Here is a 12743-nt window from a genome sequence, read left to right on the forward strand (position 1 = left end):
GTGTTCGATGAAGAATTCTTTCGAGAAACTCCCGCTCGAGCCGCGATCTGGTTATCGCCTGACCAGGATGAGCGCGATGGCCCCGAACAGCAGCATCCAGACGAGCAACGCGACGGGCGCGGGAAGGATCTGTTTTTCAGCCAGCAGGAGAACGAGGCCCTGCACCGCCAGCATCAGCGTCAGTGACCTGGCATCTGACTTCGCCGGCGCCGGATGACCGACTTGATTGGGCTGGTCTGACGCCTGGTGTTCCATCGGATCAGTTCCAGCTTCGCTCGTGCAGGAAGGCCGAATCGCCGTTCTTGCGGGACCCGATCACTGAACTTCCCTGGGACGCAGCACGTCGCTGACCGTCAGCCCGTGCCGGTCATACTGGTCCCATTGGGACACCGTCACATCGACGATTGCGATTGCCGCGGTCGGCATCTCGATCTCTTCGCCCGACCACTTCCTGAGCACCTGCTCGAGGCCGGGATTGTGGCCGACGCAGAGAATCGTCTCGTGCTCGTCGGGAAACTGTTTGACGATCACGTCCCAGTCGTTCGGGCTGGCGAGGTACAGCCGAGGTTCGAGAACAATCTGCCCGGCGAAGCTGATTGACTCGGCGACGATTTCGGCCGTCGTTTTCGCGCGATTGGCGGTCGAGGAAACGATGTGCGACGGCGTCAGGCCGCGGTCTTTCAGGATCTGGGCCATGCGCGGCGCATCGCGATCGCCGCGGTCGTTGAGCGGACGGTCGTGATCGGTCCAGGCGGGATTGTCCCAGCTCGATTTGGCGTGCCGCATCAGGAGCAGGGTTCGGTAAAGCGCGGCCATAACTGAGTGTGATCCTCGACGGGGCGACCCAAAGTTAAACCGCGAATCACGGAGTGACAATGTTCGGCGTGTTCGATTGGTGAGCCTGTTCGATGTTTGGTCGGGTCTCGCGTTCTGTTCCGGAACGCCGAGAGCCTTCTGTTGCCAGGCCGGAGTTGGTCAGCACGCGGCAGCGAGAATGTGGCGGATGACCTCGTTGTAGATCAGGCCGGCCTGGGCGGCGGCGGCCGCGAATCCGGCGTCGGGCGACAGGCAGGGGTTTGCGTTGGCTTCGAGGATGAATGAGCGGCCGTGCGGGTCGACGCGAAAGTCGACCCGAGCGTAGCCCCGGAGGCCGAGCGCCTGCCAGCATTCGATGGCCTGCCGGGTCAACGTATCCACCAACTGGGCGTCGCCCCGGGATCGCTCGAAAGAGCGGACGGTGGCAGTGTATTCGAACGACTCTTCGTCCCACTTGGCGGCGCTCCCCACGATCTTCGGCTTGCCTTCGGGGAAGTCGACGAACCGGATTTCGGCCGCGGGAAGCGCCCGCACGCCGTGCGAGGTTTCCAGAAGTGAGAGGTTGAATTCGCGGCCGTCGACATAGGCCTCCGCGAAGATCGGGCGCCCGAAGGCGGTGGATTTCGCGACGAGGCGATGCTGGAGTTCGTCGACGCAGGCGGCGTCGACCACGTCGGCGTCGGTCATGCCGAGCGAGGCATGTTCGAGATCGGGTTTGAGAATGTAGCGCCCGGGGACGAAATCCTGCTGGGGCTGTTCGAGAGCGCTGAGGTCGTAGGACGCCGGCGTTGGCAGCCCCGCCGCACGGAGCAGCGATTTGGCGAAACGCTTCCGGCCGCTGTCGAGAATCGCCGCGCCGGATGAGCCGGTGCACCGGATGTGGAGCGATTCGACCAGCAGCGGCACGAGCGATTGCAGCGCATCCGTCCCGTTCAGCGATTCCACCAGGTTGAAAACAACCTCCGGCTTTTGCGACGTCAGTTGTCCGGCCAGGGCGGCCAGGTCGAGCGTGCACGGCAGGACGAAAGACGAATGACCCAGCCGGCCGAGCGCCGCGGAGACCGCCTCGACCTGCGTGAGGACGTCACGCTCATCGGCCGAGGCGTTGTCGGGCACGAACTGGTGAAGGATGGCGACGTGCATTGGGCCCGGTCGTTCGGCGCGTGTGTAATATCAACGACGGATGCGCTGGCTGGCGGACTCGACGATGCCGGCAATGAGGTCGCGGTACGAGACGCCGACAGCGGCGCAGATCATCGGGAGGTCGGAATGAGTGGGGTGCAGCCCGGCCAGGGGATTGACCTCGATGAACGATGGTCTCCCCCCGGCATCGCAACGGACGTCGATGCGGCCGGCATCGCGACACCCCAGCGCCCGCCACGCCGCCAAAGTCAGGGACTCCGCCTCGGCGACGATCGGATCGTCCGGCCGGCGCAGTTCGTAGCGGACGACCTCTTCGCTGTTCTCCTTGTTGGCGTACGAATAAATGCCGGCCTCAGCCGCCGGCAGCAGCAGGATCTCGTACGTCCCGATGACCGTTGCGGCCGATCCCGTCCCACGGACTCCAATCGTGAACTCGCGGCCTGGTAGAAACTCCTCGACGAGCACCGGCTGCTGGAACTGCGACAGGAGGTGTTCGCAGACGGGCCGCAGCTGATCGAGCGATCGCACCCGCGACAGGGGAGAGACTCCCTTCCCGGTTCCTTCGGCCACCGGCTTGGCAAACAGCGGAGGGGTGAGCGTGACTCCGGCGACGTCGTCAGGCGACGCGACGAGCGCGAAGCCCGGAGTCCGCACGCCCGCGTCACGAACGACCGATTTCGTCATCCCCTTGTGCAGCGTCAGCGCGGAGACGAGCGGATCCGAAAACGTATACGGAATGTCGTACGCATCGAGCAGGGCCGGAACCTGGGCCTCGCGAGCGATGCCCCGCAGCCCTTCACAGATGTTGAAGACGAGATCCCAACGTTCGCCGGCAACCAGTCGCTGCGCGAGACTTTGAACGTGACCGATACGCGCGACCGAATGCCCGAGTTCCTCGAGCGTCCCGGCGATCGCGTCGACGGTGATTTCGCTGTCGAACTCCGCAGTCGCCTCGGGCGAATAGCCCATGGCGAGGTAGTCGGACCGAAGGTCGTAGGTAAAGCCGATGTTCATCCGTGAAGGGGCAGTGGTCAGGAATCAGGGAGAAGCGGCCCGCAACCCGGGCGCCAGCCGCCGTTACTTTCCGTATGCGGCGATCGCGGCGGCGACGCCGGCGCCGGGGGAAACCTTGATCCCCTGCGTCGCGAGGCAGCGTTCCAGGGCGCCGAGAAACAGCAGGACATTGCGCCGCGAACTGGCATCCCCCATCAGGCCGATCCGCCACACCTTGCCGGCCATCGAGCCCAGTCCGCCGCCGATCTCGATGCCGAATTCGTTCAGCAGCAGCCCCCGGACCGCCTTGTCGTCGCAGCCGGCCGGAATCTTCACGGCGTTCAGGGTCGGCAACTGGTGCGGTTCGGCCACGGCGTAGTCGATGCCCATTGCCGCCAGGCCGGCTTTGAGAGCCACATGGTTTTCCTGGTGGCGGGCAAAGCGCTTTTCGAGTCCTTCCTCCAGCACAATGCGAAGTGCCTCATGCAGGCCGAAGTTCATGTTGATCGGGGCCGTGTGGTGATAGACCCGCGACTGGCTGCTCCAGTAGTTGCGGACCATCGCCATGTCGAGGTACCAGCTCTGGACCTTCGTCTTCCGTTTGTCGATGGCTTCGACCGCGCGGGCGCTGAACGTGACCGGACCAAGACCGGGCGGGCAGCTGAGACACTTCTGCGTCCCGGAGTAGGCGGCGTCGATTCCCCAGGCGTCGATTTCGACGGGCAGGCCACCGAGAGAGGTGACACAGTCGACCAGCAGCAGCGCACCGGCGGCGTGGACGATCTTCGAAATCTCTTCGAGCGGCTGCCAGGCGCCGGTCGACGTTTCCGCGTGCACGATGCCGACAACCTTCGGCTTCACCTTGTCGACTGCTTCCTGGATCGCCGCGGCTGGAATGATTTCACCGAACGGCCGCTCGACTTTCGTCACGACGGCGCCGGCCCGCTCGGCGACGTCCACCATTCGTCCCCCGAACACGCCGTTCACGCAGACGACCATCTTGTCGCCCGGCTCGATCAGGTTGACAACGCACGTTTCCATGCCCGCGCTCCCCGTCCCGCTGACGGCCAGCGTCATCTGGTTCTCGGTCCGGAACACCTGCCGCAGCATCGCCTGCGTTTCATCCATCACCTGCAGGAAGTAAGGGTCGAGATGTCCCACCGTCTGGGCGCCGAGGGCGGCCAGCACGCGGGGGGAGATCTCGCTCGGTCCCGGTCCCATCAGGATGCGGCGCGGCGGACAGATCGGAGCAGGCAGGGGCGTGGTCATGCGAAAGTGTGACGGATCGAAAGGAGGAGCCAGCTGGGCGGAACGAAAATTCGCCGGCGAATCTTAGAGGGAAGGGCGGCTGTGCGTAATGACACCGCGGAACTCGTGCCGGTCAGATCCCGATCATGGGGGCGACCTGGCCGAGTTCCGTCAGCAGTCGGTCCGGCTTGATCTCGGGATTCCGCAGGTCCTCGCCCGTCACCTGGCACACTTTCTCATCGCCGGCGAAGAGGGCCGTGCGGAAGCCGTGTTTCCTGGCAACAGCGAGATCGTCGTGCAGGCGGTGGCTGATATACAGAACCTGCGACGGCTCGATCCCGAGACCCCGATACTGCTCCGCGGCGATCGCAAAGAGAGTGGGCGACGGCTTGCGGATGGCGAACCGGCAGGACAGCGCGACGAGTTCCGGCTTGATAAGACCTGCGAGAAAGGCCTGGGGGTTGATCTTCTGGAATTCGTGTTCCAGCTGAACGGTCGTGAAGGCCTGACCGTCGACGATGAGGCCCTGCTTGAGCCCTGCCTGTGCGATCCGCTCAAGGCTTGCGGCCGCGCCATCTGTCGCCGTCACTCCCTGGAGCATCGAATGAAAGAAGCAGGCGACCTTGAGCGCCAGGTCGTCGACGTCTCCATAAAACGTCTGGTCGAATTCATATTCATTCTGCAGCAGGCGGTCGATCAGCTTCCGCCAGATCTTGACCGAGTCAATTTCGGGCGTGTCCCCTTTTCGCTTTGTGGAGACGAGCCGGGCCTCGTCGATCAGCTTGGTGTACTGCTGCAGCATGTACTCCCACGGCTGGCCCGGCTTGCGGGACATGCTGTTCCACATGTGGAACTCTTCGATCGTCTTCTGCAGGGCCACCTGCATCCGCAGCACCTGCGGGTGCTGGTGATGCAGCCGGCCGTCGTGAATCTGCAGTAGTGTTCCGTAGACGCACCACGAAACGGCTCGAATGTCGGGCAGCGATTTGACGTAAGGATCGGCGTCGATCGGCACGGGGACCGGGGGCTTCGGCCAGATCAGGTTCGGCCGTGCCTCGAGCCAGGTCAGGTATTCCGGAAGCGACTTGCCCATTGCCGACCCGTTCAGATGAACCGAGTGACCGCCGCCGAACGTCCATTCGCGGGCAACCGACCCGACTGGGGCCGATTCCTCCTGCAGAGGGAGTGCAAGATACGAAAGAAGCCCGGCTTCTCAAAGAAGCCGGGCTTCGAATGCGTCAATCGCCGACCGCACCGCCAGGAGTCTGTTGGACCTGCTCCAGGCCGATTAGACGGAGAAGCTGCTGCCGCAGCCGCACGACTTCTGGACGTTCGGGTTGTTGAACGTGAAGCCGCGGCGGTCCAGGCCGTCGTAGAAATCGACGGTCGTGCCATCGAGGTACAGGTCGCTCTTCTTGTCGACGGCGACCTTCAGGCCGTGCTGCTCCGTGACATGGTCCTTCGCGGCGTCGGCCGCGTCGTCGAAGCCGAGGCGGTACTGGAAGCCGCTGCATCCGCCGCCGGCAACCGCCACGCGGAGAACCTTTTCGCCCATGCTCTGCTCGGCCAGCACGCGCTTGATTTCGCCGGCGGCCTTTTCAGTCACGATAATCATTGTGATCGATCTCTCTTCGATGTCCTCAAACTCATCAGACTCGCCCGTCCGGCGGTCGAAACCCTTCGCAGGATTATAGCAGTCCGGTCGCAAGGACATAGTGCGCTTCCAAAGGGAAGCAGGGCAGGGGACTTTTTCCGATCTCTGTCGACGAGCGGCCGGTTTCAGCCGGCTGATGAGATGGCCCGCCTGAACGCCATCGGCACCCTTCCGGGAGGAAAGCCGTGACACGTTTTTGGAGTAGCGACAGACCGCGTCCGTGCGGGCCTGATTAGGAAACGATTCGCCGTCAGGCTCAGATCGCCGCGCGCACCCTGTCGCAATAACAGAACCTATTGTCCCCTTCGTGGACTATCGACGGCCGCCCCTGCGCTTAGGATCGTCGACGACACTGCGGTTCTGCCCATCCACAGACGCGCTCTCTGGCCGTCTACCGCGGTGTCTGGTTCGTGCGTTCATATCGTCTCCTCCTGAGGTGAGTCATGGCACGTCAACGTCGGGGCTTTACGCTCATTGAACTGCTGGTGGTCATCGCGATCATCGCCATTCTGATTGCTCTGTTGCTGCCGGCCGTGCAGCAGGCGCGGGAGGCCGCAAGGCGAACCCAGTGCAAGAACAACATGAAGCAACTCGGGCTCGCTCTCCACAATTACCACGATACGTTCAACATCCTGCCTTACACGACCGCCTGGTGGGGCCCCAGTGGAGCAATGGGGGACAATCGCGGATGGGGCTGGAGTTCATTCCTGCTGCCATTCATCGACCAGGCCCCGGCCTACAACCTGATCAACTTCAGCGACTACGTCCCGACGCAGCCGGACGTCATCAAGAACGCCGTTCCGGGGGCAACTTGTCCTTCCGATCTTGTCTCGGGCGTTCGTTTGTACGGCGCCACAGGGCAGCCCTACGCCCTGACCGCTGCCTCGTCGTCGTACGTGACCAGCGGCGGACCGTTCAACGTCGGCGACCCGGGGCCCGCCATCGGCACGCCCACGGCCGCCCAGATGGACTTCCGGAACGCGATGAAGGGGATGTTTTCCTACGAGGTCGTGACGGTCCGCTTCCGCGACGTCACGGATGGAATGTCGAATACGACGGCCCTGGGAGAGATCAGGTTTCTCCAGAAGCAGACGCCCGCCCTTGCCGGAAGCAATCGTGACTGGAATGGCGTCTGGTATGGAAGCTGGTTCGCCGGCGGGCCCAACCCGAACGGCAACAATGTTCTCTCGCTGCAGCGCACCGGCCAGCGGGCGGTTAACGTCCCGGAAGCGGCGACGGCAGGCGAGTTGCGGCAGGGCTTCCACAGCAACCACGAAGGGGGCGTCCATTTCGTGATGGGTGATGGATCCGTCCGATTCGTCAGCGAGAATATTCAGCATACGTCGACCCCCTATACCGGAACCGGAGTGACCTTCCTTTCCGATCCGAATTCGATGGGGGTTTACCAGCGGATCATGTGCCGCAACTGCGGATTGGTGCGCGGCGAATTCTGATGCGGCGGTCACCGCGTTCCCGACTGGGGCGCGAGCGGCCCGATGGAGCCTTTCTCCTGACGGGCGGTGCCTCGGCGCGATCGCCAGGGCGCGGGACAGTGAACTTGAATCCACTTCGCCGGAGATCGCTGATGAATGTCAAAGCTGCCTGGATGTGGCGCCCGGCGGCGTCGCTTCTGTTCGCAATTACACTCTCTGGCTGCGGCGGAGGAGACGACGGACCGCCGCGGGCGGAGGTCACGGGCACGGTGACGCTCGATGGAAAGCTCGTGGAAGGAGCGGGACTGCAGTTCATCTCTGAAGGTCCGACTGGCATCACGGCCTATGGCCGCTCCGATGCGAATGGGCAGTACGTCATGCATTTCGGGGCCAGTCGCACTGGCGCCGGAATCGGGAAGAACCGGGTGCGGATCACCTCGGATGACTTCGTGACGGTGGGCGACGAGAAGTTTGAATCGACGGAAGTCTTTCCACCGAAATACAACGTGAAGTCGGAAGAGTTTGTGGAAGTCAAAGAGGGAGATAACGTCTTCGACTTCAAATGCGAGTCGGGCGGCTTCAAACCGAAGAAGCCGAAGAGTACGGGTGGAACCTGACCTCGCTCGACGGGAGGGCCGAATTCGCCGACGACACGGGATACTGCAACATGGAAATCTGGGACCTGCATTCGCATCTGTCGGGCGTGCCCGGGCGGACGCCGGAAGAGCGAATGGCCGCCTTGCTCGAGGCGGCCGACCGGATGGGCGTGTCGAAGCTCTGCGTCTACATGGGGATGAACTGGTCCTACGACCCCACCCCCGAAGACCTCAGAAAACAGAACGACGAAGTGCTGCAGGCGCTGCAGCACTGGAGCGACCGCTGTTTCGGATTCGTCTACCTGAGCCCGAAGCATGTGCAGGCCAGCCTCGATGAACTGGAACGCTGCGTGGCCAATGGGCCGATGGTCGGTGTCAAACTCTGGGTCGCCGAGCACTGCAACGCCGAAAGCGTCGACGCGATCGTCAAACGGGCGACCGAACTGAAAGCCGTCATCTTTCAGCACACCTGGATCAAGATCACCGGAAACCTGCCGGGCGAATCGACCCCCATGGACCTCGCCGAACTCGCCGCGCGGCATCCTGACGCAAAGCTGATCTGCGGGCACACCGGCGGCGACTGGGAGTTGGGAATCCGCGCGATCCGCAATTCCCCGAGTGTCTGCGTCGATCTCGGCGGCGGCGATCCCGCGGCCGGCTTCACGGAAATGGCCCTCCGCGAACTCGGGCCCGATCGCGTGCTGTATGGCAGCGACGTGGGTGGGCGGAGCTATTCGTCCCAGCTGGGGAAGGTGTTCGGGGCGACAATGTCGAACGAGACGCGGCGGAAGATTCTGGCCGGCAACCTGAAACGTCTCCTTGGCCCCATCCTGAAAGACAAGGGGATCAAGGTATGACCGGCCCGATCATCGATACCAACATTTACCTCTCCCGCTGGCCGACGCGGCGATTGCAGCTGGATGAAACGGCAAAGCTGGTCGAAAAGCTGAAGTCGCAGGGAGTCGTTGAAGCATGGGCCGGCAGCTTCGATGCCCTCCTGCACAAGGACCTTGCCGGCGTCAATGCGCGCCTCGCGGAGGAGTGCGCCGCGCACACGGCCGTGCGACTGGTTCCGTTCGGCGCAATCAACCCCATGCTCCCCGATTGGCAAGACGACCTCCGTCGGTGCGCGGATGAGCACAAGATGCCCGGGATCCGGCTCCATCCGAACTATCACGGCTACACGCTGGCGGACCCGGTTTTCGCCGAGGTCCTGAAGGCGGCCACGGAGCGGAAGCTCGTCGTGTCGCTCGCGGTCACGATGGAAGACGAGCGGATGATGCACCCGATGTTCCGCGCGGCCGCGGTCGACGCGAGGCCACTCGCGAAGATCGTCCGCGAAACTCCGGGAGTCAGATTGCTGCTCCTGAACGCCGTGAAAACTGTGAAGGGCGAGTCCCTCGCTGACCTCGCGGCCGCAGGGGACGTCTCTGTCGAGATCGCGATGCAGGAAGGCGTGAACGGCGTCGAGACGTTGCTCAAGGCGGCCCCGCTGGAACGCGTTCTGTTCGGGTCGCTGTCGCCCCTCTTCTATTTCGAAGCCGCTGCCTTGAAGCTCCAGGAGTCTCCGCTGGCGACTCCCCAGATTCGTGCCATCGCGGAGACCAATGCCCGTCGACTGTTGTCCGGCTCCTAGGTTCCAGGTGTCACAATGGAAAAGAACGCCTCGCGTCGCGAGTTCCTGGCCGCTTCAACGGCCGCTGTCGCTGCAGGTTCCGCCATCGCGGCGTCCGCCGCTGAGCCCGGGAAGCTGGCGATCGAAGGGGGCGAGAAAGCGGTCGGCCCGGCGCCCAAGCACGCCCGTTGGGGCGAAGCGGAACGCGAGCAACTGTCGAAGGTCGTCGACCAGCCATCGCTGATGTATTGGAAGGGGCCGCAGACGACGCTCTTCACCGAGCGGTTCAAGGCAACCTATCCGTTCGAGCACTCCCACGTCTGTTCGTCAGGCACGGCCGCCCTGCATATCGCCGTCGCCGCGGCAGGCATCGGCCCCGGCGATGAAGTCATCACCTCCTCCATCACCGACATGGGGACGGTGATCGGCGTCGTCTTCCAGCAGGGCGTTCCGGTTTTTGCCGACCTGAAGCCGACGACATACAACCTCGATCCTGAAGACGTCGCCCGGAAAATCACGCCGAAAACCAGGGCGATCATCGCGGTCCATCTCGGCGGCAATCCGGCCGACATGGCGGCCCTGCGGACTCTCGCCGATCAACACAATCTTGCGCTCATCGAGGATTGCTGTCAGGCCTGGGGCGCGCTCGATCGCGGCAAGCCGATCGGAACCGCCGGACACATCGCCTGCTTTTCGCTCCAGCAGTCGAAGCACATCACGACGGGCGACGGTGGCGTCGTGGCGTCGAGCGACCCGAAGTTCGGGCCGCTCCTGCAGCGTTTCGGCGACAAGGGTATGGACCGCAGTGGCGCGACCGGAGGTCTGTTCCACGAGTTCGCCACGAACTACCGCATGTCCGAACTGCAGTCCGCCTTCGCGGCGGCCCAGATCACGCGGCTCGAGAAGATCGCCTCGAACCGCGCTCGCGCGGGAAACCTGCTGACAACCCGCCTCGCGGATCTCAATGGGCTCACGCTGCACGACGTGAACGCGGCCGATCGCTGCACCTACTGGTTCTACATGCTCCGCATGCAGCCCTCCGCCTTCCGCTGCGACCGCGCAAAGTTCGTGAAGGCGCTGGCCGCAGAGGGAGTGCCGGCCGCGGCGGGATACATCCCGGTCCCGCTCTACGGCAATCCGGTTTTCCAGAAGCACGCCTTCTTCGCAGGACGCTGGCCCGTGAAGGAACTCGGCCTGACCGACATGGACTACACCAGGGTTCGGCTTCCCGAGACCGAAGCGATCCTCGACACCTGCATTCGCATCGCGATCAACGAAGCCATGCCCGACGACCACATCGAGGCCATCGCCCGCGGCGTCCAGAAGGTCGCACGGCATTTCGCAGTCTGAATGACGCCTCAGGGCAGGGGGCCAGGCCACGGCTCGGTCTGGTCGGGGCCTCGACCGCCCTGGTGGCGTCGACCGCACGCATTGTCCGCCACGGTGCAGGATGCACCTGCGAGACAGCCCCTTCGAACGGCCGGTCCGCCCCCCTGGGTCTCGCCGATCGACGGAAATGACAGAACCTTTCTGCTTGTTCCGCGTCCGAATTCCGATAAACTCTCGACTCGCCGGCAACGGCGGTGCTGTCGTTCTTCGCTCCCCGCAACGGGTTGCGGCGAATGGCAGTGGTCAGGCAGGGTAGCTCAGTCGGTTAGAGCACCGGCTTCATAAGCCGGTTGTCGGGGGTTCAAGTCCCCCCCCTGCTACTTGCCATCCCCTATCGACGTCCCTCATTCTGATCCTGAATGAGACAGAACCGGGATCCCCTCCCGCTGCGTCGATCGGCCGCCGGCCTCATGGCGGTCCCACCTGAAGTCTGCGGAGGTCCCATGGCTCCGTTTCGTTCTCCATTCGGGGCCCTGCTCGGCCGCCGCGACGCTCTCAAGATCGGCGGCGCCGGATTCCTGGGTCTCAATGCGGCCAACGCATTGCATGCCGCCGACGAAATCGCCCGGGCCAAATCGGTCATCTTTCTCTACCAGTTCGGCGGGCCGACCCACCTCGATACGTTCGACATGAAGCCGGACGCCCCCGAGGGATACCGCGGACCTCTCAGCGGGATCGATTCCAGCCTTCCGGGGCTGAAGGTCTGCGAGCTGCTGCCGGAGACGGCGAAAGTCATGCACAAGGTGACGCTCATCCGCAGCGTCCACCACAGCATGAAGAACCATAACTCGGCGTCCTATTGCGCACTGACGGGACATCTCCCCCTCGTCGACGACATCCGCCTCAAGGACACCCTCGAGCTTTTCCCCGCCTACGGATCGGCCGTCGATCGATTCTGCCCCGGCTCGGGCGAGATGCCCAAGTTCGTCGCCTACCCGCACATCATGCGCGACGGCTCCGTCACGCCCGGACAGCATGCCAGCTTTCTCGGCAAGCAGCACGATCCGCTGCTGGTGCTGTCCGATCCGAACAGCACCGAGTTCGGACTCCCCGAACTGAGCCTCCCGCGCGGTGTCTCGGTCGACCGCCTCCAGGCTCGACGCGAGATGCAGAAACTCGTCAACGCCCAGCAGCGGTCGCTCGACCAGACGGCCGAAGCCCGGGGCATGAACGAGTACTACGAAAAAGCGCTCGGCATGCTCAACACGTCCCGCGTGCGGGATGCGTTCGACCTCTCGCGCGAGACCCCGAAGATGCGCGACGCCTACGGGCGGACCACCTACGGGCAGGGATGTCTCCTGGCCCGCCGGCTCGTGGAAGCCGGCGTGAAGTTCGTGAACGTCTATTTCGATCAGTCGATTGGCGGTCAGAAATTCGACGCCGGAGGCTGGGACACGCACGGGTTCAACGACACCCGCATGTTCCCGATCGTCAAGGCACGCCACATGCCGATCACCGATCACACGCTCCCCGTCCTGATCAACGACCTCGACGACCGTGGCCTGCTCGACACCACGCTCATTGTCTGGATGGGGGAATTCGGCCGGACCCCGAAGATCAACGCCAACATCAGCCGCGATCACTGGCCGCAGTGTTACACCGTCCTGCTGGCCGGCGGCGGCGTGAAACGCGGCTACATTCACGGCGCCTCGGACAAACGGGGCGAGTTCCCCGCGCGCGATCCCGTCCACATCGGCGACCTCGCCGCCACGATGTTCGCCCTCATGGGCATCGACCCGCAGACCGAAATCCGAGACCCGCTGGGGAGGCCTTTTCCGGTGGCGACGGGGAACCCGGTGAGGGAGGTCTTTGCCTGAAGGGCGGAGAGGTTCACCACAGAGACACAGAGGGACGGA

At 63.8% G+C, this 12743-nt stretch carries 13 protein-coding genes and 1 tRNA gene; 7 read left to right on the forward strand and 7 right to left on the reverse strand.

Features of this window, described 5'->3' with window-relative positions; genetic code table 11:
- Positions 1-51 precede the first annotated feature (51 nt).
- The 7 genes from Pan44_RS14455 to Pan44_RS14485 form a co-directional block, all read right to left on the reverse strand.
- Positions 52-255, reverse strand: coding sequence for a hypothetical protein (locus tag Pan44_RS14455; RefSeq protein ID WP_145030737.1), 204 nt, complete (start codon positions 253-255; stop codon positions 52-54).
- Between the two features lie 60 nt (positions 256-315).
- Complete coding sequence (locus tag Pan44_RS14460; RefSeq protein WP_145030738.1) at positions 316-816, reverse strand: SixA phosphatase family protein; 501 nt, start codon at positions 814-816, stop codon at positions 316-318.
- Positions 817-975: 159 nt separating this feature from the next.
- On the reverse strand, positions 976-1959 hold the full coding sequence (locus Pan44_RS14465; RefSeq protein WP_145030739.1) for a D-alanine--D-alanine ligase family protein: 984 nt from the start codon (positions 1957-1959) through the stop codon (positions 976-978).
- Positions 1960-1989: 30 nt separating this feature from the next.
- Positions 1990-2973 (reverse strand): D-alanine--D-alanine ligase family protein, encoded by a 984-nt coding sequence (locus Pan44_RS14470; RefSeq protein ID WP_145030740.1) that lies wholly within the window; start codon positions 2971-2973, stop codon positions 1990-1992.
- Positions 2974-3036: 63 nt separating this feature from the next.
- Positions 3037-4221, reverse strand: coding sequence for a pyridoxal-phosphate-dependent aminotransferase family protein (locus Pan44_RS14475; RefSeq protein ID WP_145030741.1), 1185 nt, complete (start codon positions 4219-4221; stop codon positions 3037-3039).
- 112 nt (positions 4222-4333) lie between these two features.
- On the reverse strand, positions 4334-5293 hold the full coding sequence (locus Pan44_RS14480) for an HAD family hydrolase (protein WP_145030742.1): 960 nt from the start codon (positions 5291-5293) through the stop codon (positions 4334-4336).
- Positions 5294-5488: 195 nt separating this feature from the next.
- A complete protein-coding gene (locus Pan44_RS14485; protein ID WP_145035040.1) occupies positions 5489-5815 on the reverse strand; it encodes a HesB/IscA family protein in 327 nt (108 codons plus the stop codon).
- A 482-nt stretch (positions 5816-6297) separates the two neighbouring features.
- On the opposite strand from Pan44_RS14485, the gene Pan44_RS14490 reads away from it, so the two are divergent.
- The 7 genes from Pan44_RS14490 (at position 6298) to Pan44_RS14520 (ending at position 12704) form a co-directional block, all read left to right on the forward strand.
- On the forward strand, positions 6298-7308 hold the full coding sequence (locus tag Pan44_RS14490; RefSeq protein ID WP_145035041.1) for a DUF1559 domain-containing protein: 1011 nt from the start codon (positions 6298-6300) through the stop codon (positions 7306-7308).
- A gap of 131 nt (positions 7309-7439) precedes the next feature.
- Entirely contained in the window at positions 7440-7904 is a 465-nt protein-coding gene (locus Pan44_RS14495) for a hypothetical protein (protein WP_145030743.1), read from the forward strand.
- A 50-nt stretch (positions 7905-7954) separates the two neighbouring features.
- The gene (locus tag Pan44_RS14500; protein ID WP_145035042.1) at positions 7955-8740 is read left to right on the forward strand and encodes an amidohydrolase family protein; all 786 of its coding nucleotides are present in this window, start codon (positions 7955-7957) and stop codon (positions 8738-8740) included.
- On the forward strand, positions 8737-9519 hold the full coding sequence (locus tag Pan44_RS14505; RefSeq protein WP_145030744.1) for an amidohydrolase family protein: 783 nt from the start codon (positions 8737-8739) through the stop codon (positions 9517-9519). Before Pan44_RS14500 ends, Pan44_RS14505 begins: the two co-directional genes overlap by 4 nt.
- Before the next feature lie 15 nt (positions 9520-9534).
- Entirely contained in the window at positions 9535-10848 is a 1314-nt protein-coding gene (locus Pan44_RS14510) for a DegT/DnrJ/EryC1/StrS family aminotransferase (RefSeq protein WP_145030745.1), read from the forward strand.
- A 285-nt stretch (positions 10849-11133) separates the two neighbouring features.
- Positions 11134-11207: transfer RNA gene (locus Pan44_RS14515), tRNA-Met, on the forward strand.
- A 123-nt stretch (positions 11208-11330) separates the two neighbouring features.
- A complete protein-coding gene (locus Pan44_RS14520) occupies positions 11331-12704 on the forward strand; it encodes a DUF1501 domain-containing protein (protein ID WP_145030746.1) in 1374 nt (457 codons plus the stop codon).
- Positions 12705-12743: the final 39 nt, after the last annotated feature.

This window comes from Caulifigura coniformis, assembly GCF_007745175.1.
In the GTDB taxonomy this organism is placed as follows: domain Bacteria; phylum Planctomycetota; class Planctomycetia; order Planctomycetales; family Planctomycetaceae; genus Caulifigura; species Caulifigura coniformis.

Coding starts and splice junctions, on each gene's coding strand:
- Pan44_RS14505 (WP_145030744.1), top strand. CDS start 8,737: ATGACCGGCCCGATCATCGATACCAACATTTACCTCTCCCGCTGGCCG.
- Pan44_RS14480 (WP_145030742.1), bottom strand. CDS start 5,293: ATGGGCAAGTCGCTTCCGGAATACCTGACCTGGCTCGAGGCACGGCCG.
- Pan44_RS14470 (WP_145030740.1), bottom strand. CDS start 2,973: ATGAACATCGGCTTTACCTACGACCTTCGGTCCGACTACCTCGCCATG.
- Pan44_RS14455 (WP_145030737.1), bottom strand. CDS start 255: ATGGAACACCAGGCGTCAGACCAGCCCAATCAAGTCGGTCATCCGGCG.
- Pan44_RS14475 (WP_145030741.1), bottom strand. CDS start 4,221: ATGACCACGCCCCTGCCTGCTCCGATCTGTCCGCCGCGCCGCATCCTG.
- Pan44_RS14485 (WP_145035040.1), bottom strand. CDS start 5,815: ATGATTATCGTGACTGAAAAGGCCGCCGGCGAAATCAAGCGCGTGCTG.
- Pan44_RS14460 (WP_145030738.1), bottom strand. CDS start 816: ATGGCCGCGCTTTACCGAACCCTGCTCCTGATGCGGCACGCCAAATCG.
- Pan44_RS14500 (WP_145035042.1), top strand. CDS start 7,955: ATGGAAATCTGGGACCTGCATTCGCATCTGTCGGGCGTGCCCGGGCGG.
- Pan44_RS14520 (WP_145030746.1), top strand. CDS start 11,331: ATGGCTCCGTTTCGTTCTCCATTCGGGGCCCTGCTCGGCCGCCGCGAC.
- Pan44_RS14510 (WP_145030745.1), top strand. CDS start 9,535: ATGGAAAAGAACGCCTCGCGTCGCGAGTTCCTGGCCGCTTCAACGGCC.
- Pan44_RS14465 (WP_145030739.1), bottom strand. CDS start 1,959: ATGCACGTCGCCATCCTTCACCAGTTCGTGCCCGACAACGCCTCGGCC.
- Pan44_RS14495 (WP_145030743.1), top strand. CDS start 7,440: ATGAATGTCAAAGCTGCCTGGATGTGGCGCCCGGCGGCGTCGCTTCTG.
- Pan44_RS14490 (WP_145035041.1), top strand. CDS start 6,298: ATGGCACGTCAACGTCGGGGCTTTACGCTCATTGAACTGCTGGTGGTC.